This is a genomic window from Arthrobacter sp. D3-16, from assembly GCF_054408515.1.
Genome location: NZ_CP096437.1, coordinates 1,428,835 through 1,447,962, shown reverse-complemented (window position 1 = coordinate 1,447,962; position 19,128 = coordinate 1,428,835). Strand labels below are relative to the sequence as shown.

Annotated in this window: 19 protein-coding genes and 1 riboswitch; of the genes, 11 read left to right on the top strand and 8 right to left on the bottom strand. The window is 66.2% G+C overall.

Features of this window, described 5'->3' with window-relative positions:
• The gene (hemE, locus tag M1D32_RS07010) at window positions 1-1,095 is read right to left on the bottom strand and encodes a uroporphyrinogen decarboxylase (protein WP_458781554.1); all 1,095 of its coding nucleotides are present in this window, start codon (window positions 1,093-1,095) and stop codon (window positions 1-3) included.
• Between the two features lie 158 nt (window positions 1,096-1,253).
• Between hemE and M1D32_RS07005 the strand changes: the two genes are divergently transcribed.
• Window positions 1,254-2,573, top strand: a complete 1,320-nt coding sequence (locus tag M1D32_RS07005; RefSeq protein WP_458781553.1) for a glutamyl-tRNA reductase — start codon at window positions 1,254-1,256, stop codon at window positions 2,571-2,573.
• A gap of 220 nt (window positions 2,574-2,793) precedes the next feature.
• Here M1D32_RS07005 and moeB read toward each other — a convergent pair whose 3' ends face one another.
• A complete protein-coding gene (moeB, locus tag M1D32_RS07000) occupies window positions 2,794-3,990 on the bottom strand; it encodes a molybdopterin-synthase adenylyltransferase MoeB (RefSeq protein WP_458781552.1) in 1,197 nt (398 codons plus the stop codon).
• Between the two features lie 84 nt (window positions 3,991-4,074).
• Between moeB and M1D32_RS06995 the strand changes: the two genes are divergently transcribed.
• The 3 genes from M1D32_RS06995 to M1D32_RS06985 are packed head-to-tail and all read left to right on the top strand — an operon-like array spanning window position 4,075 to window position 5,359.
• Window positions 4,075-4,740 (top strand): TetR/AcrR family transcriptional regulator, encoded by a 666-nt coding sequence (locus tag M1D32_RS06995; protein ID WP_458781551.1) that lies wholly within the window; start codon window positions 4,075-4,077, stop codon window positions 4,738-4,740.
• A 51-nt stretch (window positions 4,741-4,791) separates the two neighbouring features.
• Window positions 4,792-5,016: a DUF3107 domain-containing protein gene (locus M1D32_RS06990; protein WP_458781550.1), complete on the top strand. Its 225-nt coding sequence runs from the start codon at window positions 4,792-4,794 to the stop codon at window positions 5,014-5,016.
• 40 nt (window positions 5,017-5,056) lie between these two features.
• Window positions 5,057-5,359, top strand: a complete 303-nt coding sequence (locus M1D32_RS06985; RefSeq protein WP_458781549.1) for a hypothetical protein — start codon at window positions 5,057-5,059, stop codon at window positions 5,357-5,359.
• An 89-nt stretch (window positions 5,360-5,448) separates the two neighbouring features.
• Here M1D32_RS06985 and M1D32_RS06980 read toward each other — a convergent pair whose 3' ends face one another.
• The 4 genes from M1D32_RS06980 to M1D32_RS06965 all read right to left on the bottom strand — a co-directional run bounded on the left by M1D32_RS06980 (window position 5,449) and on the right by M1D32_RS06965 (window position 8,239).
• Complete coding sequence (locus M1D32_RS06980) at window positions 5,449-5,787, bottom strand: 4a-hydroxytetrahydrobiopterin dehydratase (protein ID WP_458781548.1); 339 nt, start codon at window positions 5,785-5,787, stop codon at window positions 5,449-5,451.
• A 46-nt stretch (window positions 5,788-5,833) separates the two neighbouring features.
• Complete coding sequence (locus M1D32_RS06975) at window positions 5,834-6,643, bottom strand: thiazole synthase (RefSeq protein WP_458781547.1); 810 nt, start codon at window positions 6,641-6,643, stop codon at window positions 5,834-5,836.
• A 4-nt stretch (window positions 6,644-6,647) separates the two neighbouring features.
• The gene (thiS, locus tag M1D32_RS06970) at window positions 6,648-6,884 is read right to left on the bottom strand and encodes a sulfur carrier protein ThiS (RefSeq protein ID WP_458781546.1); all 237 of its coding nucleotides are present in this window, start codon (window positions 6,882-6,884) and stop codon (window positions 6,648-6,650) included.
• Window positions 6,881-8,239, bottom strand: coding sequence for an FAD-dependent oxidoreductase (locus M1D32_RS06965; RefSeq protein WP_458781545.1), 1,359 nt, complete (start codon window positions 8,237-8,239; stop codon window positions 6,881-6,883). Before M1D32_RS06965 ends, thiS begins: the two co-directional genes overlap by 4 nt.
• A riboswitch (TPP riboswitch) is annotated at window positions 8,232-8,350 on the bottom strand. It overlaps the preceding gene by 8 nt.
• Window positions 8,351-8,377: 27 nt before the next feature.
• Between M1D32_RS06965 and thiE the strand changes: the two genes are divergently transcribed.
• The 4 genes from thiE (at window position 8,378) to M1D32_RS06945 (ending at window position 13,548) form a co-directional block, all read left to right on the top strand.
• Window positions 8,378-9,115 carry a thiamine phosphate synthase gene (thiE, locus tag M1D32_RS06960; protein WP_458781544.1) on the top strand — a complete coding sequence of 246 codons (738 nt, stop codon included), beginning with the start codon at window positions 8,378-8,380 and terminating at the stop codon, window positions 9,113-9,115.
• A 60-nt stretch (window positions 9,116-9,175) separates the two neighbouring features.
• Window positions 9,176-10,663 carry an RNB domain-containing ribonuclease gene (locus tag M1D32_RS06955; RefSeq protein ID WP_458781543.1) on the top strand — a complete coding sequence of 496 codons (1,488 nt, stop codon included), beginning with the start codon at window positions 9,176-9,178 and terminating at the stop codon, window positions 10,661-10,663.
• A 288-nt stretch (window positions 10,664-10,951) separates the two neighbouring features.
• On the top strand, window positions 10,952-12,667 hold the full coding sequence (locus tag M1D32_RS06950; protein ID WP_458781542.1) for a DEAD/DEAH box helicase: 1,716 nt from the start codon (window positions 10,952-10,954) through the stop codon (window positions 12,665-12,667).
• 8 nt (window positions 12,668-12,675) lie between these two features.
• Complete coding sequence (locus tag M1D32_RS06945; protein WP_458781541.1) at window positions 12,676-13,548, top strand: DNA-methyltransferase; 873 nt, start codon at window positions 12,676-12,678, stop codon at window positions 13,546-13,548.
• Between the two features lie 18 nt (window positions 13,549-13,566).
• Here M1D32_RS06945 and M1D32_RS06940 read toward each other — a convergent pair whose 3' ends face one another.
• The gene (locus M1D32_RS06940; RefSeq protein ID WP_458781540.1) at window positions 13,567-14,415 is read right to left on the bottom strand and encodes a PHP domain-containing protein; all 849 of its coding nucleotides are present in this window, start codon (window positions 14,413-14,415) and stop codon (window positions 13,567-13,569) included.
• An 80-nt stretch (window positions 14,416-14,495) separates the two neighbouring features.
• Here M1D32_RS06940 and M1D32_RS06935 point away from each other — a divergent pair, with 80 nt between their 5' ends.
• Complete coding sequence (locus M1D32_RS06935) at window positions 14,496-16,076, top strand: aminopeptidase P family protein (protein ID WP_458781539.1); 1,581 nt, start codon at window positions 14,496-14,498, stop codon at window positions 16,074-16,076.
• Window positions 16,077-16,146: 70 nt separating this feature from the next.
• Here M1D32_RS06935 and M1D32_RS06930 read toward each other — a convergent pair whose 3' ends face one another.
• Window positions 16,147-17,085, bottom strand: coding sequence for a general stress protein (locus M1D32_RS06930; RefSeq protein WP_458781538.1), 939 nt, complete (start codon window positions 17,083-17,085; stop codon window positions 16,147-16,149).
• A 77-nt stretch (window positions 17,086-17,162) separates the two neighbouring features.
• On the opposite strand from M1D32_RS06930, the gene M1D32_RS06925 reads away from it, so the two are divergent.
• On the top strand, window positions 17,163-18,446 hold the full coding sequence (locus tag M1D32_RS06925; RefSeq protein ID WP_163162170.1) for a magnesium transporter MgtE N-terminal domain-containing protein: 1,284 nt from the start codon (window positions 17,163-17,165) through the stop codon (window positions 18,444-18,446).
• Window positions 18,430-19,128, top strand: coding sequence for a DUF1003 domain-containing protein (locus tag M1D32_RS06920; RefSeq protein ID WP_458781537.1), 699 nt, complete (start codon window positions 18,430-18,432; stop codon window positions 19,126-19,128). The genes M1D32_RS06925 and M1D32_RS06920 overlap by 17 nt, the downstream gene beginning before the upstream one ends.

Here is a 19,128-nt window from a genome sequence, read left to right as displayed (position 1 = left end):
TTACTCCGGCGAGATGGAATGGATGAGCTCTACAACCCGGGTAAGGACGGCAGGGTCGGTCTCGGGAGGAACGCCATGGCCCAGGTTGAGGACGTGGCCGGGCGCAGCTGCTCCCGCGGCGATTACAGAGCGGACGTGGGTTTCGAGGATTTCCCAGGGGGCGGACAGCAGCGCAGGGTCGATGTTTCCCTGCAGCGGGACTGATCCGCCCAGCCTGCGGTTGGCCTCGTCCAGCGGCAGGCGGTAGTCAACGCCCACCACATCCACGCCCACGTCCCGCATGGCCACGAGAAGCTCAGAGGTACCGGTGCCGAAGTGGATGAGCGGGGCACCCAGGTGCCTCACATGGTCCAGGGCGCGCGTGGATGCGGGAGCCACGAATTTTGTGTAGTCGGCCAGGCCCAGGGAGCCTGCCCATGAGTCGAACAGCTGGGCGGCGGAGGCGCCGGCCTCAAGCTGGGCCTGCAGGAACATGCCGGATGCGTCGGCGGCCCAGTTGGCGAGGGCGCGCCAGGTCTCCGGGTCCGCGTGCATCATGGTGCGCGGTCCGAGGTGGTCCCGGGATGGCTTGCCCTCCACCATGTAGGCCGCCAGGGTGAAAGGCGCCCCGGCGAAACCAATCAGGGGGGTCTTACCGAGTTCGGCAACCGTGAGGCGGACCGCTTCGCGAATGGGTTCGAGCGCCTCCCAGGTCAGCTGCGGCAGGGCGGCAACGTCCGCGGCCGTCCGGACGGGCTTATCCAGGACCGGACCCACGCCGGGCACAATGTCCACTCCGACGCCAGCCAGCTTGAGCGGAATGACAATGTCGGAGAAGAAGATTCCGGCGTCCACATCGTGGCGGCGGACCGGCTGGAGCGTGATCTCCGAGGCTAGCTCGGGACGCAGGCAGGAGTCCAGCATGGCAATGCCTTCGCGGACCTTGAGGTACTCAGGGAGCGAACGCCCCGCCTGCCGCATGAACCATACGGGGCGGCGCGATGGCTTTCCGCCGCGGTAGGCCGTTATCAGTGGCGAGTCTGCAGTACGGCCATCCATCAGCGGATGGTCTGCAGCGAGGGCGCCGGCAGCGGACATGGCAGGGCTGGAAGTCATGCCTTTGATTGTGCCCAAAATCAGCAGCAAAAGATAACGACAGGCTGTCACGCCAGGGGCCGATTCCCGCGCCGTGGCAGGAATCACAGCTTCGGCCGGGGGCCTCCGGCCCGGACAGTTGTTCTACCGAGGAACGAAAAAGCTATGATTGACCTGCTGTGGTTCTTTTTTCATTGGTGGCTACACACGCCGACATCGATCTTGAGACCGTTGCTCAGTTGAGCAACGGTGCCTCCGGGATCGCCACATCCGCTCTCTCCGGATCGCCGGCGGTGACGGGTGCGGTTGTCCTTGCCACCTGCAACCGCTACGAAATCTACGGCGAGGCTCCCCACCCGGACGACGTTGAGGCCGCCCGCGCAGCGCTTGTCGCCCAGATCAGTGACGTCAGCGGACTCAGCGAGCCCTTGGTTTCCCGCTCCTTCAGCACCCGCACCGGCCCCGAAGTCAGCCAGCACCTCTTTGCCGTCAGCGCCGGACTGGATTCCGCCGTCGTCGGTGAACGCGAAATCGCCGGCCAGGTCCGCCGGGCCCTCATCACCGCCCAGCATGAAGGAACCGCCAGCTCCGGACTCGTCCGCCTGTTCCAGGCCGCGTCCAAGACGGCCAAGGACGTCGGCGCCCAGACCGCACTCGGATCGCGGGGCCTGTCCATCGTGTCGGTGGCACTGGACCTGGCAACTGATCTTTCCGAGAACCCTGACTGGTCCACCAAGAAGGTGGTGGTCTTCGGCACGGGTGCCTACGCCGGCGCCACGATGGCGCTGCTCCGTGAGCGGGGCTGCACGGACATTTCCGTCTTCTCCTCATCCGGCCGCGCGGAAGGCTTTGTGGCCACCCGCGGCGGCACCGCCCTTGACTCCGAAACGCTCCGTCCCGCCGTTGCTGCCGCGGACGTGATGATCGGCTGCAGTGGCTCGGACACCCGGGTGGAAGCCGACGAACTCGCCCTCGTGCGCGCAGATTCGCCACAGCCACTGATCGCCATCGACCTGGCCCTCACCCATGATTTCGACCCCGGCGTGGGCGAGCTGGAAGGCGTTGAGCTGTTGACCCTCGAATCCGTGCGCCTCGCCGCACCTCAGGAGCAGGCTGAATCACTGGCCCAGGCAAGCGGCATCGTCAGCGGCGCCGCCAAAGCCTTCGAGCAGGAGCGGGAGGCCCGGTCCGTTGATTCCGCGATCGTTGCACTGCGGCGGCACACCATGAACGTCCTTGACGCGGAAATGGAAAAGGTCCGCGCCCGGCACGGCTGCACTGCGGCGGCTGAAGAAGTGGAATTCGCACTTCGGCGCATGGTCAAGCAGCTGCTTCATGTGCCCACCGTGCGCGCCCGAGAGCTCGCCGCCAACGGCCAGCAGGACGAGTACGTCGCCGCGCTTGAGGCCCTTTACGGCATCACTGTGGAGCAGCCGGCAGCCCGCGCCGTTCCCCAGGCTGAGTGCCCGGTGGACCATGAGGGCCGCGAAAGCGCCTGACCGCGCAACACCCCACCACTCCTGTACCCTCCCGCACAACGCCCCACCACCTCCTGCCCTCTTAATCTGACGCTCTCGCACTTAATGCGTCATTTCCACCGACGCTCGCTCACTCTCCTAAGGAAAGTGAGAGAGCGTTGCACAAAAAGGCGCATTAACTGAGAGAGCGTGCTGCAAAGGGTGCGGAACGTGATGGCGCGTTGGAGAGGGCACTGCAGCCTTAGTAGACGGGTTTGTTGGGTTCCACCTCGCGCACCCACGCCAGGATGCCGCCGTCGAGATGGCTGACCCGCTGATAGCCGGCCTTCTGCGCCGCTGCCAGGACGTTCGCCGAGCGGGTTCCCCCCTTGCACAGGAACACAATGTCCTTGTCCTGCGGCAGCTCCTGCCACGCTTCCCCGGCAAGTATCCGTCCCTGCGGGATGAGCACAGCGCCGTCGATCCTGACAATGTCGTATTCCCCTGCCTCCCGCACATCCACCAGCTCAAAGTCCTTGAGGCCGGCCTTCCGGGACGCGAGCATGGTAGCCAGCTGGGTAGCTGTGACGGTGTGTTCCGTGTCCGCCTGTGCCGGCGTAATGCCGCAGAACGCCTCATAGTCCGCGAGCTCCGTGATCGGCTCCGCTGCCGGGTCCTTGGAGACGCGGATTTCACGCCAGCTGCCGCCCAGGGCGTCGAACAGGGCCACCCTGCCCAGCAGAGAGCGCCCGACGCCGGTGATCAGCTTCACTGCTTCCGTCACCATCAGTGACCCCACGGCAGCGCAGAGCATGCCGAACACCCCGCCCTCGCCGCACGAAGGGACGGAGCCTGCAGGTGGCGCCTCAGGATAGAGGTCCCGGTACGTGGGCCCGTGCTTTTCCCAGAAGACACTCACCTGCCCGTCGAAACGGAAGATGGACCCCCAGACGTAGGGCTTGCCCAGGAGGGCGGCGGCATCGTTGACCAGGTAGCGGGTGGCGAAGTTGTCGGCACCGTCCAGGATCAGGTCGTAGCCGGCGAACAGCTCCAGGGCATTGGAGGCATCCAGCCGTACGTTGTGCAGCCGGACGTCCACCAGCGGGTTGAGGGCCGCGATAGCGTCCCGCGCCGACTCGATCTTCGGCCGTCCAACGTCAGCGACGCCGTGGATGACCTGGCGCTGCAGGTTGCTGAGGTCAACGGCATCGTCATCGATGATCCCCAACGTTCCCACCCCCGCCGCGGCAAGGTACAGCAGCGCCGGGGACCCGAGCCCGCCGGCACCGATTACCAGTACTTTGGCGTTCTTGAGCCTCCGCTGCCCCAGTGCGCCGATCTCGGGAATGATGAGGTGCCGCGAGTAGCGCTCCACCTCGTCAGGGGTGAGCTCACCTGCCGGTTCAACCAGCGGGGGCAGTGAAATAGTCGAAACATTTGCGGTGAATGTCGAAGCCATACTTCAATGTATGCCCCGGGATACCGCCGGGTCATATTACCCCGACGTAGAGTGGGGGTAACTGCAAGGGAAAGAAGGACAACTGTGGTCCATGAAGCACGGGCTGACCGCCCGTCCGCAGCCGAACCGCAAACCGCCTCGCGCCCCGCCGGGCAACGGTCCGCCCGGCTTCCCCGGGACGAGAGACGCGCCCAACTCCTTTCCGCAGCACAGGAAGTCTTCGTTGCCAACGGCTATCACGGCGCCGCGATGGACGAAATCGCCGAGACAGCCCACGTCAGCAAACCGGTCCTCTACCAGCATTTCCCCTCGAAGCGGGAACTGTACCTGGCCTTGCTCGAAAGCCACCTGGCATCCTTGACCGACCTGATGCTGGGGGCGCTGAACTCCACCACTGATAACGATGAACGCGTCCAGGCCGTAATGCGCGCCTATTTCCAGTTCATCGCCAACGATGACCAGGCCCACCGGCTCGTTTTCGAATCGGACCTCATCAACGATCCGGATGTCAGCTCGCGGCTGGAGACCTTCAACCGGACCTTCGCGGATGCCATTGCGCGCGTCATCGCTGAGGACACCAAACTTCCCCACCTGGAGGCAGAGCTCCTGGGCCGCGGGCTCGCCGGGATGGCGCAGGTCAGTGCACGGTATTGGCTCGAAACTGACGGGAACCTGGACCTCCATGTGGCCAGCGACCTCATCTACCGTTTAGCTTGGCGCGGAATCTCTCGCTTCCCCAAAGAGTCCTAGACTACAAATAAGACATAACCCGAGTAACGTGAACAGGCTGGGAGGCCCCCTGTGGAAATTAAGATCGGCGTGCAGAATGTTGGCCGCGAAATTGTGCTGGAATCAGTCCAGGACCCGGATGCCGTGGCCAAGGTTGTAGAGGAAGCCATCACCACCGGCAGCGAACTGCGCCTGAAGGATGACAAGGGACGCCTGATCATTGTTCCCGGCAAGGCCTTGGCCTACGTTGAAATCGGCGCAGAGGAACAGCGCCGCGTAGGGTTCGGCCAGTTCTAGCACCGCGCCCCGCAAAGGGGCATGTACTCCAAGGAGAGCCATGCTTTCGCTGACCATTGTGGTGCTGGTGACAGCGGCCGCAGGTTTCATCGTCTGGGCCAACGACAAGCGGCACACCAAATACGGCGTCGTCCTGCCGGCCGGCGTTGCCGTGGGGGCGGGAGCTGTCACCTGGATCATCCTGATGGCTGCGGGCTTCGGTTACCGGCCGGGCATGACCTGGCTGCCGTGGGTCCTGCCCATGGTTGTGGGCTCAGCAGCAGCGGTTGCAGTGGTCCTCTACTTGGGCCGCGCGAGGGCAAAGCATGATCTGGAACGGCTTACTGCGGCGCTGCGGCTTTAACCGCACACCACGAGCTTTGGCCGGAACCACGCGCCCGGACACTCAAGCACGGCTGTGACCACTGCCTTTCGGGCAGTGGTCACAGCCGGTTAAGCGGCTGCAGGGTGTTTCGCCGGCTCCGCAGCCGCGTGGACCGCCGCAGCGGCTTCACTTACTGCCTCGGCCGCGCCCACGTCGCGGGCAGTGACTTCTCCCCCGGCGTCATGCGACGTGTATAGGAGGAAAACCCGGTTGTACCGCCAGTCCAGGTCCGGGTGGTGGTCCTGTTCCTCAGCAAGGCGCCCGACGGCGGCAATCAGCTCAAGTGCGGCAGCCGCCGTCGGCATCTTGTACACCGTCACGAGTGCACCATGGCTGTACCGCCAGTCGGTCAGGACGGCCAGGGCGTCCTCGAGCCGCTCGGGAGAAAGAATGTCCTTGCCGGCCATGACTGCTCCTCGCCTTAAGGCTGGCTTCCGCGGCACCGGGAGCGGGCTACAGGAACTCTGCCCGGCCCTCCATGGCCGACGACGCCAGTGCATGTTCGCGGCGCGGGATCCTGCCCGCCGCTTTCGCCAGCCTACCGGCGATGACTGCATGTTTGAAGGCCTCCCCCATCAGGGCAGGATTCTGCGCCCGGGTTACCGCCGTGGCCAGCAGCACGGCGTCACAGCCCAACTCCATGGCCAGCGCGGCGTCCGAGGCCGTACCGATGCCGGCGTCCAGAACCACCGGAACCGAAGCGCGTGAGACGATCAACTCGATGTTGTGCGGGTTCAGGATGCCCAGTCCGGTGCCGATCGGCGCCCCGAGGGGCATGACCGCAGTGGCCCCAAGGTTCTCAAGCCGCAGCGCGAGGACCGGATCATCGTTGGTGTAGGCAAAAACCTTGAAGCCCCTGTTGACGAGTTGTTCCGTGGCGTCCACCAGTTCGACGGCGTCCGGCAGCAAGGTCTGTTCGTCAGCGATGACTTCCAGCTTCACCCAGTCGGTTTCCAGCGCCTCCCGGGCCAGTTCGGCCGTCAGCACGGCATCCCGGGCCGTGAAGCAGCCTGCTGTGTTGGGCAGCACCCGGATGCCGTGGTCCACGAGCAGCTGGAAGAGTGATCCGGTCTCAGCGGTGGAATACCGCCGCATTGCCACCGTGGTGAGGCCGGTGCCGGAGGCCAGGAGGGCAGCCCCCAGGCCGTCCAGGCTGGGCGCGCCGCCCGTGCCCATGATGAGGCGGGATGTCAACGTGACGCCGTCAATGACCAGCGGATCATCATGGCCGGCCACGCGTGGAGTGGTGATCGTTTCGGTCATGGTCTCAGCCTCCCTGGACTGCCGTGACGAGTTCGACCTCGTCGCCATCCGCGAGCGCGGTGGTAAACCACTGGCTGCGCGGTACAACCTCGGAATTGTGGGCCACGGCCACACCAAGCTTTTGGCCGTCGGTTGCCTGGCCGTTGGCGGCCAGGGGGCGGCCGGTGATCTGGCTGACGAGCACGGTGATGGAGGCACCCTCAGGCACAGGGTGCCGGGTTCCGTTCAAGGTGATGTTCATGCTGTTTCCTTTGTGGGCGATGTGTGGCTGAAGTGTTTGGGGACTGAGCCGGTGGTTACGCCGGCGCCTGCCCCGGTGGAGAAGCGGCCCGGGCTGAAGGCCGCCCACCGGGGGTCCTCGTGGCCGTCCAGAAGGTCCCGGCAGACGGCGGCTGCGGCCGGTGCCAGCAGGACTCCGTGGCGGAAGAACCCGGTGGCGATGATCAGGCCGGAAACGTACCCGTGCTGGCCGTTGGCCGCTGCGTCCGGGGCGGGAACCCGCCCCAGCAGCGGCGCGTTGTCGGGTGTTCCGGGACGGGCGCGGGCGGTGCATTCCAGCAGTTCGAGTTCGGCGACGGCGGGAACCAGTACTTGCGCGTCGCGGAGGAGCTGGTACACGCCCCCGGCGGAAACGGCGTCCGTGCCGGACACCGCATCCTCGCGCTGGGTCGCCCCGATCACCACCGTGCCGTCCCTGCGGGGGACGATGTAGACCGGAACGCCGTGCACCAGTCCACGGACGGTGGAGGTCACCAGGGGCTGCAGATGCCTGGGCACTGCCAGGCGCAGGATGTCCCCGTAGACGGGCCGCAACGGCAGGAGCAGCTCATCAGGCAGTCCTTCAAGAGCTGCCGCGTGCAGCCCGTTCGCCACCACCGTTTCGGCCGCCAGCACGGTTCCCCCGGACGCCAGGCGCACGCCGGCAACAGCCCCGTCCTGCCACAGCAGTCCGGCTGCCTTCGCCGGTACCGCATATCCGTCGACGGCGCCACCTGCTGCACTGCCCCAACCTGCGGCTGTCTTCGTGTCCCCGCCGCCGTCATCCGCACCATGCCCGGCCAAGGCGGCCTGCAGGCAGGCCACCAACAGTCTTGGATCCACCTGGTGGTCGGCCGGAGTGTCCAAAGCGCAGGCGATCCCGGGGCTGAGCAGGGGTTCCCGTTGCCGCGCACCCCGGACGGTAAGCGGCTCTACGGAAAGGCCGCTGGCCTGCTGGACGGTACGCAGGTCCATCAGGGCACGGCGGTCGGCGGCGTCGGCACCCACGGCGAGGGTCGGCGTCGTGATGTATCCGGGATCTGCTCCCGACGCTGCGGTGAGACCGGCGGCAAATTCCGGCCAGCGGGCCGAGGCATCCAGCATGAATTCCAGGAGATCCTCCTCCTGGTAGTGCAGCTCGCTTACCGGGGCAAGCATCCCGGCGGCGGCCCAGCTGGCCCCCGAACCCGGTGCGTCATCGATCACCGCAACGGAACGGCCGGAACGCTTCGCCTCCCACGCGATACCGTGGCCAATGACTCCGCCGCCGATCACCGCCACATCAGCATGGATTGTGCTGTCCGCGTCCACGGCCAGGGGCCCTGATGGTGCGCCCATGTGTCTCCTTCCCTACGCCGGTATTAGCCGGATCAGGTCAAGCGGTCGGCTCTGACGCCCTCTCAGCCCGGCGCTTTGTGACAGCTGCCGCGGGCTCCCGCAGTACGAGGCCAGTGTAGAGGAACTAGGCTTTCCCCCATGAATGTGTCCCACACCCCTGCCGCCGGCACCGATGTCCTCAGCAGCGCCAAGATCAGCAACGGCGTCAACGCCGCCCGCCTCTACCTCTGCACTGACGCCCGCAGGGACCGCGGCGACTTCGACCAGTTCGTGGACGCAGCGTTCGCCGGCGGGGTGGACATCATCCAGCTGCGGGACAAGGCCATCGAGGCAGCAGAGGAACTGGAACTCCTGGCGGTGCTCAAGGAAGCGGCAGAGCGGCACGGCCGGCTATGGGCTGTCAACGACCGTGCCGACATCGCGGTGCTGTCCGGGTCACCCGTCTTCCACATCGGCCAAAAGGACCTGCCCCTGGACGCTGCACGGACCCTGCTCAACGGCAACGCCGCCATCGGCCTGTCCAGCCACACCCCTGCCCAGGTGGATGCGGCGCTCGGTGCGGCCGCCGGCCCCGCCGGGCTGGACTACTTCTGCGTGGGTCCGGTATGGGCCACGCCCACCAAACCGGGGCGGGCAGCTGTGGGACTGGAGCTGGTGCAGTATGCCGCCACAGCCGCGCGGCCGGCAGCGCGGGAAGGACAGGACGACGGCGGTGTGCCCTGGTTCGCGATCGGCGGCATTGACCACGGCAACGTGGAGCAGGTGGTGGAAGCGGGCGCACGCAGGATCGTGGTGGTCCGGGCCATTACGGAGGCCAGCGACCCGGCAGCCGCCGCCGCTGCGCTGCTCGCCGCCCTGGATGCCCTCACCTCCTGATGCCGCCGCTCCGGGACGGATGCCTGCATAAAGGCGCCGATTCCGGCTAGGCTGATTTTCGTGTCACACCATCGGCTGGCCCCCAACGTCCACGAGCACAACAACGCCCTTGAGGAAGCGCTGAGTGCCCTGAGGACGGAGCTGGAGCTGCCGGGCGCCTACCCTGAGGACGCGGTGGCTGACGCGAAAGCGGCAGTTGAGGCCCTGCAGTTTCCTGACTACGACCTCACCGGCGTCGAATTCATCACCATCGATCCCGCATCGTCCACTGACCTGGACCAGGCACTGTTCATCGAAGCTGACGGCGACGGCTACCACGTGCTGTACGCCATCGCCGATGTCCCCGCTTTCGTGCCCCCTGGCGGGGCCCTGGACACGGAAACCCGCCGCCGGGGCCAGACCTTTTATGCCCCTGACGGTCGGATCCCGCTGCATCCGGAAGTCATCAGCGAACAGGCCGGCAGCCTCCTCCCCGGCCAGGACTGTTCTGCGTTCGTCTGGGACTTCCGCCTGGACAGCGCTGCCGAGGTGACATCCGTAGCCGTGAAGCGGGCCCGGATGCGCAGCCGCGCGAAGCTCAGTTATAAGGGGGTGCAGGCGGAGCTTGACGCCGGTACCGCCTCCCCTGTGCTGCAGCTCCTTAAGGAAGTGGGGCTTAAGCGCGTGGAGCTGGAACGGGCCCGCGGGGGCGCCAGCCTGAACATGCCGGAACAGGAGATTGTCCAGCTTCCCGACGGCGGCTACCGGATTGCCGCCGCTCCCCAGCTTCCGGTGGAGGACTGGAACGCGCAGATATCCCTGATGACCGGAATGGCAGCGGCCAACCTCATGCTCGCGGGTAAGGTGGGCATCCTGCGCACCATGCCGTCCCCGGACGAGCGCTCCCTGAATCATTTCCGGCTGCAGACAGAGGCCCTTGGCAAGCCCTGGGACGGGGAGGTTAGCTACGGCGAATACCTGCGCAGCCTCGACTCCACCGATCCCCGCCAGCTGGCCATCCTGCATTCGGCCGGCATGCTGTTCCGCGGCGCCGCCTACACCGCCTTTGACGGTTCCGTCCCGGAGGACGCCGTCCAGTCCGCCATTGGCGCCGCCTATGCCCATACCACCGCTCCCCTGCGCCGCCTCGTGGACCGCTTTGTCCTGGTGATCTGTGAAGCGTTGAGTAATGGCGGCAATGTACCGGCCTGGGCACGGGAGGCACTCCAGTCCCTGCCCGAGATCATGGCCGGGTCGGACCAGCTGGCATCACGGATGGAACGGATGGCCCTCGATACCGTGGAGGCCGCGCTGCTGGTTAACCACATCGGGCAGGAATTCGACGCGATCGTGATTACCGGGTCCAAGCCGCAAAAGGAAAACGGCAAAAACGGCAACGGCAACGGGAAGAACGGCAACGGGAACGGCGGTTCGGGGGTCATCCAGATCGCAGACCCCGCTGTGACCGCACGCTGCGCCGGGGAACTGGTGTCCGGAACCAAGGTCCGGGTCCGCTTGGTCTCCTCCGATATCGCGACGCGCGAAGTCCATTTCGAACTCGTGGAGTAGTGCCGCGAAGGGCCGTCCGGCCGCGGAAGCCTGGTTTTTGGCCGCCTGCGGCTAGACTGAAGAGGTAGAAATGGATGCCCGGTCGTTGATTTCCTTGATTTGAAACCAACAAGCCCGCCCCTACGCGATCTTGAGATACACCCGCTGGTCACCAGTGCCAGCATTTAGATAGCCCGCGATCGGCTTCCACTGGAATTGCTTGTGCGCCCGAGCGTGCTCCGGAACAGCCCTTCGGCCGGCCCGTTGAGCAGGCAGCGCCACTGCCCAAATGAATAAGGAAACTCCACAGTGAGTGAATTGCATACCCACCAGCTTCTGACCGATGAGTCCGGCACCGAGACCATCGAGCCGGAAGAAACCATCATCTCGGACGAGAAGCCCCACGAGATCGCCGAGAAGTCCTTCGCCGACTACAACGTCCGTGCGGACATCGTGGAATCCCTGGCCGACGCCGGGATCACCCACCCCTTCCCCATCCAGGCCATGACCCTGCCGGTGGCCCTGTCCGGCCACGACATCATCGGCCAGGCGAAGACCGGTACCGGCAAAACCCTCGGCTTCGGCATCCCCGCCCTCCAGCGGGTGGTGGGCCAGGACGACCCCGGCTACGACAAGCTTCCGGTTCCCGGCGCCCCGCAGGCCCTGGTCATCGTACCGACGCGCGAACTCGCCGTGCAGGTGGCCAATGACCTGCAGACGGCGTCCCGCAAGCGCAACGCCCGCATCACCACCATCTACGGCGGTCGTGCCTACGAGCCGCAGGTGGAGGCGCTGAAGAAGGGCGTGGAGATCGTGGTGGGAACACCCGGCCGCCTCATCGACCTCTACAAGCAGAAGCACCTGAGCCTGAAGAACGTCAAAATCGTCATCCTGGACGAAGCGGACGAGATGCTGGACCTCGGCTTCCTGCCGGACGTGGAAACCCTCATCGCCGGTACGCCGGCAGTCCGCCAGACCCTGCTGTTCTCGGCCACCATGCCGGGCCCGGTCATCGCGATGGCCCGCCGCTACATGACGCAGCCCACCCACATCCGCGCTGCAGATCCCGACGACGAGGGCCTCACCAAGCGCGATATCCGGCAGCTGATCTACCGTGCCCACAGCATGGACAAGACCGAAGTTGTGGCCCGCATCCTCCAGGCGCGGGGCCGCGGCCGCACCATTATCTTCACCAAGACCAAGCGCACCGCCGCCAAGGTGGCCGAGGAGCTTGTGGACCGCGGCTTCGCAGCCGCCGCCATCCACGGCGACCTGGGCCAGGGCGCCCGGGAACAGGCACTGCGTGCCTTCCGCAACAACAAGGTGGACGTCCTGGTGGCCACCGACGTCGCCGCGCGCGGCATCGACGTTGATGACGTCACCCACGTCATCAACTACCAGTGCGTGGAAGACGAGAAGATCTACCTGCACCGCGTGGGCCGCACCGGCCGGGCCGGCAACAAGGGCACCGCGGTGACCTTCGTGGACTGGGATGACATGCCGCGCTGGAGCCTCATCAACAAGGCCCTGGGCCTGAGCGTGCCGGAGCCCATCGAGACCTACTCCTCCTCACCGCACCTCTACGAGGACCTGGACATCCCTGAAGGCACCAAGGGCCGCCTGCCGCGTGACAAGCGCATCCTTGCCGGGGTGGACGCCGAGTTGCTTGAAGACCTGGGCGAAACCGGCAAGAAGAACAGCCGTGGCGGCCGTGACAGTGGCCCATCACGCGAACGCGACGGCCGGGACCGCAGCAGCCGTGGCCGCGACGGCAGGGGCGGAAACCGCGACGACAGCCGCAGCAGCGGTGACTCTACAGCCCGCACCGGGGAGCGCCGCCGTCGTACGTCCGATTCCGCTGCAGCCCCCACAGCTGCCGCCGAATCCCCCGCCGCGGCCTCACCCGCAGCAGAGGGCGAGCAGCCCTCTCGTGTCCGCCGCTCCCGTACGCGCACCCGCCGCCGCAATGGCGAGGTAGTGGCCGGCAGTGACACAGCGGCACAGCCTGGCAGCACCGAGGCCTAACCCCCTCAATGACTGACACTGTCTGGGCGCCGGACGGCAGCAGCCTGGTGGTACACGCGGACAACGCGGAGTTCCTCCCCTCGCTGCCGGATGGCGCCTTCACACTGATATACGTGGATCCGCCGTTCAACACCGGCAGGCCCCAGCTGCGCCAGCAGACCATCATGGTGGCCAACGCCGACGGCACAGGGGACCGCGTAGGTTTCAAAGGGCGCTCCTACGACACGATCAAGGGAGCGCTGCACCGCTACGACGACGCGTTCAGTGACTACTGGTCCTTCCTGGAACCACGGCTCGTCGAGGCCTGGCGCCTTCTGGCAGAGGACGGCACGCTGTACCTGCACCTGGACTACCGCGAAGTGCACTACGCCAAAGTGATGCTGGACGCCATCTTCGGCCGCGAATGCTTCCTGAACGAGATTATCTGGGCCTATGACTACGGCGCCCGGGCCAAAAACCGGTGGCCCACCAAGCACGACAACATCCTGGTCTACGTGAAGAACCCGGCCAAGTACCACTTCAACAGCGCCGAGGTGGACCGGGAACCCTACATGGCGCCCGGGCTGGTGACGCCCGCCAAGCGCGAGCTGGGCAAGCTGCCCACCGACGTCTGGTGGCACACCATCGTCTCCCCCACCGGCAAGGAAAAGACCGGCTATCCCACCCAGAAGCCCGAAGGGCTTGTCCGGCGCGTCGTGGCTGCGTCAAGCCGGCCCGGGGATTGGTGCCTGGACTTTTTTGCGGGTTCCGGCACCCTCGGCGCCGTCTCGGCGAAGCTCGGCCGGAAGTTCGTGTGCGTGGACCAGAACCAGCCCGCCATTGACATTATGGCCAAGCGCCTGGGTGCCCACGCCGAGTTCACGTCTTTCCCTGCCAACTAGGCAGGGAAGGCGGCGGGACTAGGGACGGACGACGGCGGTCCCGGTGGCCATGTCCTCAATCCGGGCAAGGACATCCGGCCTCGTCAGGTTTTCCCCCAGCAGGTTGGGTTTGCCGGTGCCGTGGTAGTCGGACGAACCCGTGATCAGCAGGTCATGCTTCGCTGCAAGCCGGCGCAGGAAGTCACGGCCCTCCTCCGGATTGTCGCGGTGGTCAATTTCCAGGCCCGCCAGGCCGGCGTCGATCATTTCCTGGTAGACGCGCTCCCCCACAATGCGGCCCCGCGAGGAGGCCACCGGATGGGCAAACACGGGCACGCCGCCAGCCGCGCGGACCAGTTGGACGGCGGTGGCCGGGTCCGGCGCGTAATGCTGGATGAAGTAGCGGGACCGGGAGGTGAGGATGGACGCGAAGGCTTCCGACCGGTCCTCCACCACCCCGGCGGCCACCAGGGCATCGGCGATGTGCGGACGCCCAAGGGTGGCACCCGGAGCCACATGATGGATGACGTCATCCCAGGTGAGCGGGTAGTCCTCGGCGAGGAGGGTGACCATACGCTCGGCGCGGGTGTGCCGGGCATCCTTGGCTTTGGTGATTTCCTCCAGGAGCCCGGCATGTTCGGGGTCGTGCAGGTAGCTCAGGAGGTGGACACTGATCCCCTGCTCGGTCCGGCATGAGACCTCCATGCCGGGCACCAGTGCAACGCCGTGCTCCACTGCCGCCGCGGACGCTTCCTCCCAGCCTGCGGTGGAATCGTGGTCGGTCAGCGCCACGACGTCCAGCCCGGCGCGGGCGGCGGACGCCATCACGTCAGCGGGCTTCTCCGTGCCGTCGGAGACGTTGGAGTGGGCATGCAGGTCAATCCTCACCTTCCCAGCCTAGTTGACCGCGCATCCCCTTGTTCATGCGGTATTCGCACAAGGCTTCGTGCTGGTGAGACGATGGTGCCGTGAACGATGCCGATAACACCCCGAATTCTGCTTCCCAGCCCTTGGAAGAGCGCGTCAACAACCGCTCCCAGCGGCCCAGTTCCGACGCCTTTAAGGCCTTTATGGCCAGCAACTGGGCGCCGTCCGGCCAGGAACTCCCGGCACGCGACGCCGTCGCCAGCCACGCCGCAACCCGTCGCAAGGCCATCTCCGACCAGTTCAAAGGCGAACGCCTGGTCATCCCGGCCGGTCCGCTGAAGGTCCGCTCCAACGACTGCGACTACCGCTTCCGCCCGCACTCGGGCTTTGCGCACCTCACTGGTCTTGGCCTTGACCACGAGCCCGACGCTGTCCTGATCCTGGAGCCCGTCGACGAAGGAAAGGGCGACGACGGCGGCAACCACCGCGCCACCCTCTACTTTCGGCCACTCGCCGGGCGCGATACCGAACAGTTCTACGCCGATTCACGCTCAGGCGAGTTTTGGATCGGTGCCCGTCCTACCCTGGCCGAGTTCGAAGCCCGCCTGGGCCTGGCCACGGCACACATCGACCAGCTCGAGACGGCCATCACCAAGGACGTGGGCGCCCCTGAAATCGGTGGTGTCTCCATCCGCCTGGTGCGCAAGGTGGACGAAAACATCGACGCCCTGGTGGACACCGCCCGGTACAACACGGCGAAGGACCCCGACAACCTGGACCTCGCCGTCCTGGACGCCCTCGATGAAAAGCTCAGCGAAGCCCTCTCCGAGCTGCGCCTGCTCAAGGATGAGTGGGAAATCGAGCAGATGAAGCTCGCAGTCGCCGCCACCGTGGAAGGTTTCGAGGAGGTGGTGAAGGCCCTCCCGCGGGCACTGACGCACGCGCGGGGCGAACGCGTTGTGGAGGGCGCCTTCTTTGCCCGTGCCCGTGAAGTGGGCAACGAGCTGGGCTACGACACCATCGCAGCCTCGGGCAACAACGCCACCGTCCTGCACTGGACACGCAACACCGGAAAGATCAACGCCGGCGAGCTGCTGCTGGTGGACGCAGGCGTTGAGGCCGATTCGCTGTACACCGCTGACATCACCCGCACGCTGCCCGCTACCGGAGTGTTCTCGGATATCCAGCGCAAGGTCTACGAAGCAGTGCTGGACGCCGCGGACGCCGGCTTCGCCGCCGCACAGCCGGGAACGCGCTTCCGTGACATCCACACCGCCGCCACTACCGTCCTCGCGGAGCGCCTCGCCGAATGGGGCATCCTGCCCGTCAGCGTCGAAGAGGCCATCAGCCCGGAGGGCCAGCAACACCGCCGCTGGATGCCGCACGGAACCAGCCACCACCTGGGACTCGATGTGCACGACTGCGCGCAGGCTAAACGCGAGCTGTACCTGGACGGGATCCTCACCGAGGGCATGGTGTTCACCATCGAGCCGGGCCTGTACTTCAAGGAAGAGGACCTTGCCATCCCGGCGGAGTACCGCGGGATTGGCGTGCGGATCGAGGATGACATCATGATGACCGCAGAGGGCCCTGTGAACCTGAGTGCTGCGCTGCCGCGCAAAGCAGATGACGTGGAGAACTGGATGGCGGGCATCTACCGCGAGGCCGAGGGCGCGAGCTAGGCATACAAACAAGCGGGGCCACCGGAATTTCCGGTGGCCCCGCTTTTTGCTTTCGGCTTTTCTGCCCCGACTACTGCCGTGGCTCGTCCTGGCGCTGGTCATCGCCAGGGCGCCGATCCACGGGACGCTGGTCCGCCGGCTGCCCGTCGTCAGGCTGTCCTGCAATGTGCTGCGCACGCGGCTGCTGGTGGCCGGCCCCCTCGCCTGCCCCGGCTTCAGGACCCTGCGGAAGCCGGACGCCGTACTGGGGGCGGCCGTCCGGGAGGTCAGGGTACCGCACCGCGCGGGCCGGTGACGGCGCGGCCTGCTGCTGCGGACCGGCGTCGGCCTGTTGCCCGGCGGGTGCGCCGTAGGCAGGGTTTTCCTGCACCTGGTTGCCGGGAGACTGGCCGTACGGATCGTTCCAGCCGGAGGGCCGGGCAGGGCCCTGGCCGGGCTGCTGGTAGGGCTGGTTCTGGTAGTCCCGCTGCGTGTAGGGGCCGTTGCCCGCGGCGGCGTCCGAGCGGGTCATGGGCAACTGCTGCAGCAGCCGGCGCGCCTCGTGCGCAGCCTCGGGCGAGACAACGACGTCGTAGCTGGTGGCCACCACCTGGCTGGTAGAGGTAAAGTCCCGCTTCCCCCGCTGCATGGCGTAGGTGACAATGCCAAAGAGCATAAAGAAGGCCGCACCCATCAGCACGGATGCCAGGATGGAGAAGTACCCGGGCGAGGGCGCGAAGAAGGAGAGCATCACGCCCACGAAAAGGCCGAACCACATGCCGCTCAGCGCCCCGGACAGAGCCACGCGCGGGTAGCTCAGCCGGCCCGTTACCCGCTCCACCATCTTCAGTTCGTTGCCCACGATGGATACCATATGGACCGGGAACTGCTGGTCCGCGAGGTAGTCCACAGCCTTCTGGGCGTCCAGGTAGGACGTGTAGGAGCCGACGGTGTCGCCGGTGGGAACCGCGCGGGCTTCGTCCACGCCGTTGGGCCCGCCAGCCTTGGGAGCGCCAAAAATGTTTGCCATAGACCCATTCTTGCCCATGAGTATGTGCGCCGCCTGTAAATTCAGCTAAAAGAGAGCAGACTCGGTAGCCTGTAGGAGTGAGCACAACTCCTACCCGCGTCTTCGTGGCGCGCCTGCTGGGCCTGGACGTCTTCGACCCGCTGGGCGACCGGCTGGGCCGGCTGCGCGATGTTGTTGTGCTCTCCCGCGGCACCCAGGGTGCCCCGCACGTGGTGGGCATCGTGGTGGAGGTTCCCGGAAAGAAACGGGTCTTCGTGCCGATGACGCGGATCACCTCCATCGACCAGACCCAGATCATCTGCACCGGCCTGGTCAACCTGCGCCGCTTCGAGCAGCGCGGCGCCGAAACCCTGGTGGTGGCGGAGATGTTCGACCGCCGCGTCACGCTCCGGGACGGCAGCGGCGACGCCACCATCGAAGACATTGCCATGGACCAGCACCGCTCCCGCGACTGGTTCGTCAGCAAGCTTTTTGTCCGGCGGGGCCATTCCCTCTCGCCGCTGAGCCGGCTGCGCCGGAACGAAACCCTCATTATTGACTGGGCTGACGCCCTGCAGGGGCCGCGCACGGAGCCGCAGGCAGCCACCCAGTTCGTGGCGAACCACGAAGACCTCAAGCCCGCAGACTTCGCCGAAGCCCTCCAGGAGATGAGCGACAAGCGCCGCTTCGAAGTGGCCAGCGAACTGCAGGATGAGCGCCTGGCAGACGTCCTGCAGGAGATGCCGGAGGATGACCAGGTGGAGATCCTCTCCGCCCTGGACGTGCAGCGCGCCGCCGATGTCCTGGAGGAAATGGACCCCGACGACGCCGCCGACCTCCTGGGCGAGCTCCCCTCCGCGCAGGCGGAGGAACTGCTCCAGCTGATGGAGCCCGAGGGCGCAGAGGACGTGCGGCGCCTGCTGGAATACGACGAGGACACTGCCGGCGGCCTGATGACGCCGGTTCCGGTCATCCTGCCGCCTGAAGCGACGGTGGCCGAAGCACTGGCCCATGTCCGGCGGGAGGAACTTTCCCCAGCGCTTGCCTCGTCCATTTTCATCACCAGGCCTCCGCTGGAGACTCCCACCGGGCGCTTCCTGGGCGTCGTGCACATCCAGCAGCTGCTCCGCTACCCGCCTTTTGAGCCGCTGGGAAACCTGGTGGACAAGAACCTTGAGCCGCTGTCCGACCAGGCGCACATCAGCGAAGTGGCACGGACCCTGGCTACCTATAACCTGAACTCCCTTCCGGTGGTTAACGACGCCGGCCGGCTTGTAGGGGCGGTGACTGTTGATGACGTTCTGGATCATCTGTTGCCGGACGACTGGCGAGCCCATGACGGCGAAGCCCCGATAAGAAGGCTCGGTGGCCGCATTGGCTGATATTGGTGCTCCCAAGAACCCCAACGTGCGGCCCCCCGCCAAGGCGGCGGCGAAGGGCAGCCTCGACACGCCGCTGAGCGGCCGCCAACGGATCCTGCCCAAGTTCTCCCCTGACCCCGATGCCTTCGGCCACGCCACGGAGGGCTTCGCCCGTTTCATGGGTACGCCGCAGTTCCTCGTCTACATGACGGTCTTCGTTCTGGTCTGGCTGGCGTGGAACACCTGGGCTCCGCTTGCCTGGCAGTTCGACTCCCGCGACCTCGGCTTCACCCTGCTGACCCTGATGCTGTCCCTGCAGGCGTCCTATGCGGCACCGCTGCTGCTGCTGGCCCAAAACCGCCAGGATGACCGCGACCGCGTCTCGCTCCAGCAGGACCGCCAGCGCGCTGAACGCAACCTGTCCGATACCGAGTACCTGACCCGGGAACTGGCATCGTTGCGTATCGCGCTCCGCGAGGTGGCAACGCGCGACTACGTTCGTGCGGAGCTGCGCTCGCTTTTGGAAGACATGCTGGAAGCCCAGGAGGAGCTCCGCACCCACGATCCTGCCGGGCAGGGGCAACATGAGTCCCCGCGCGACAAGGTGCGGGAAAAACTCAAGGAGCAGCGTGACCGGCAGCGGAACCCCCGCACCCAACAGATTCCCCGGGTAAAGCCCGGGCACTCCACCCAGGACCGCTAA

Coding starts and splice junctions, on each gene's coding strand:
- hemE (WP_458781554.1), bottom strand. CDS start 1,095: ATGACTTCCAGCCCTGCCATGTCCGCTGCCGGCGCCCTCGCTGCAGAC.
- moeB (WP_458781552.1), bottom strand. CDS start 3,990: ATGGCTTCGACATTCACCGCAAATGTTTCGACTATTTCACTGCCCCCG.
- M1D32_RS06985 (WP_458781549.1), top strand. CDS start 5,057: ATGCTTTCGCTGACCATTGTGGTGCTGGTGACAGCGGCCGCAGGTTTC.
- M1D32_RS06980 (WP_458781548.1), bottom strand. CDS start 5,787: ATGGCCGGCAAGGACATTCTTTCTCCCGAGCGGCTCGAGGACGCCCTG.
- M1D32_RS06975 (WP_458781547.1), bottom strand. CDS start 6,643: ATGACCGAAACGATCACCACTCCACGCGTGGCCGGCCATGATGATCCG.
- thiS (WP_458781546.1), bottom strand. CDS start 6,884: ATGAACATCACCTTGAACGGAACCCGGCACCCTGTGCCTGAGGGTGCC.
- M1D32_RS06965 (WP_458781545.1), bottom strand. CDS start 8,239: ATGGGCGCACCATCAGGGCCCCTGGCCGTGGACGCGGACAGCACAATC.
- thiE (WP_458781544.1), top strand. CDS start 8,378: ATGAATGTGTCCCACACCCCTGCCGCCGGCACCGATGTCCTCAGCAGC.
- M1D32_RS06945 (WP_458781541.1), top strand. CDS start 12,676: ATGACTGACACTGTCTGGGCGCCGGACGGCAGCAGCCTGGTGGTACAC.
- M1D32_RS06930 (WP_458781538.1), bottom strand. CDS start 17,085: ATGGCAAACATTTTTGGCGCTCCCAAGGCTGGCGGGCCCAACGGCGTG.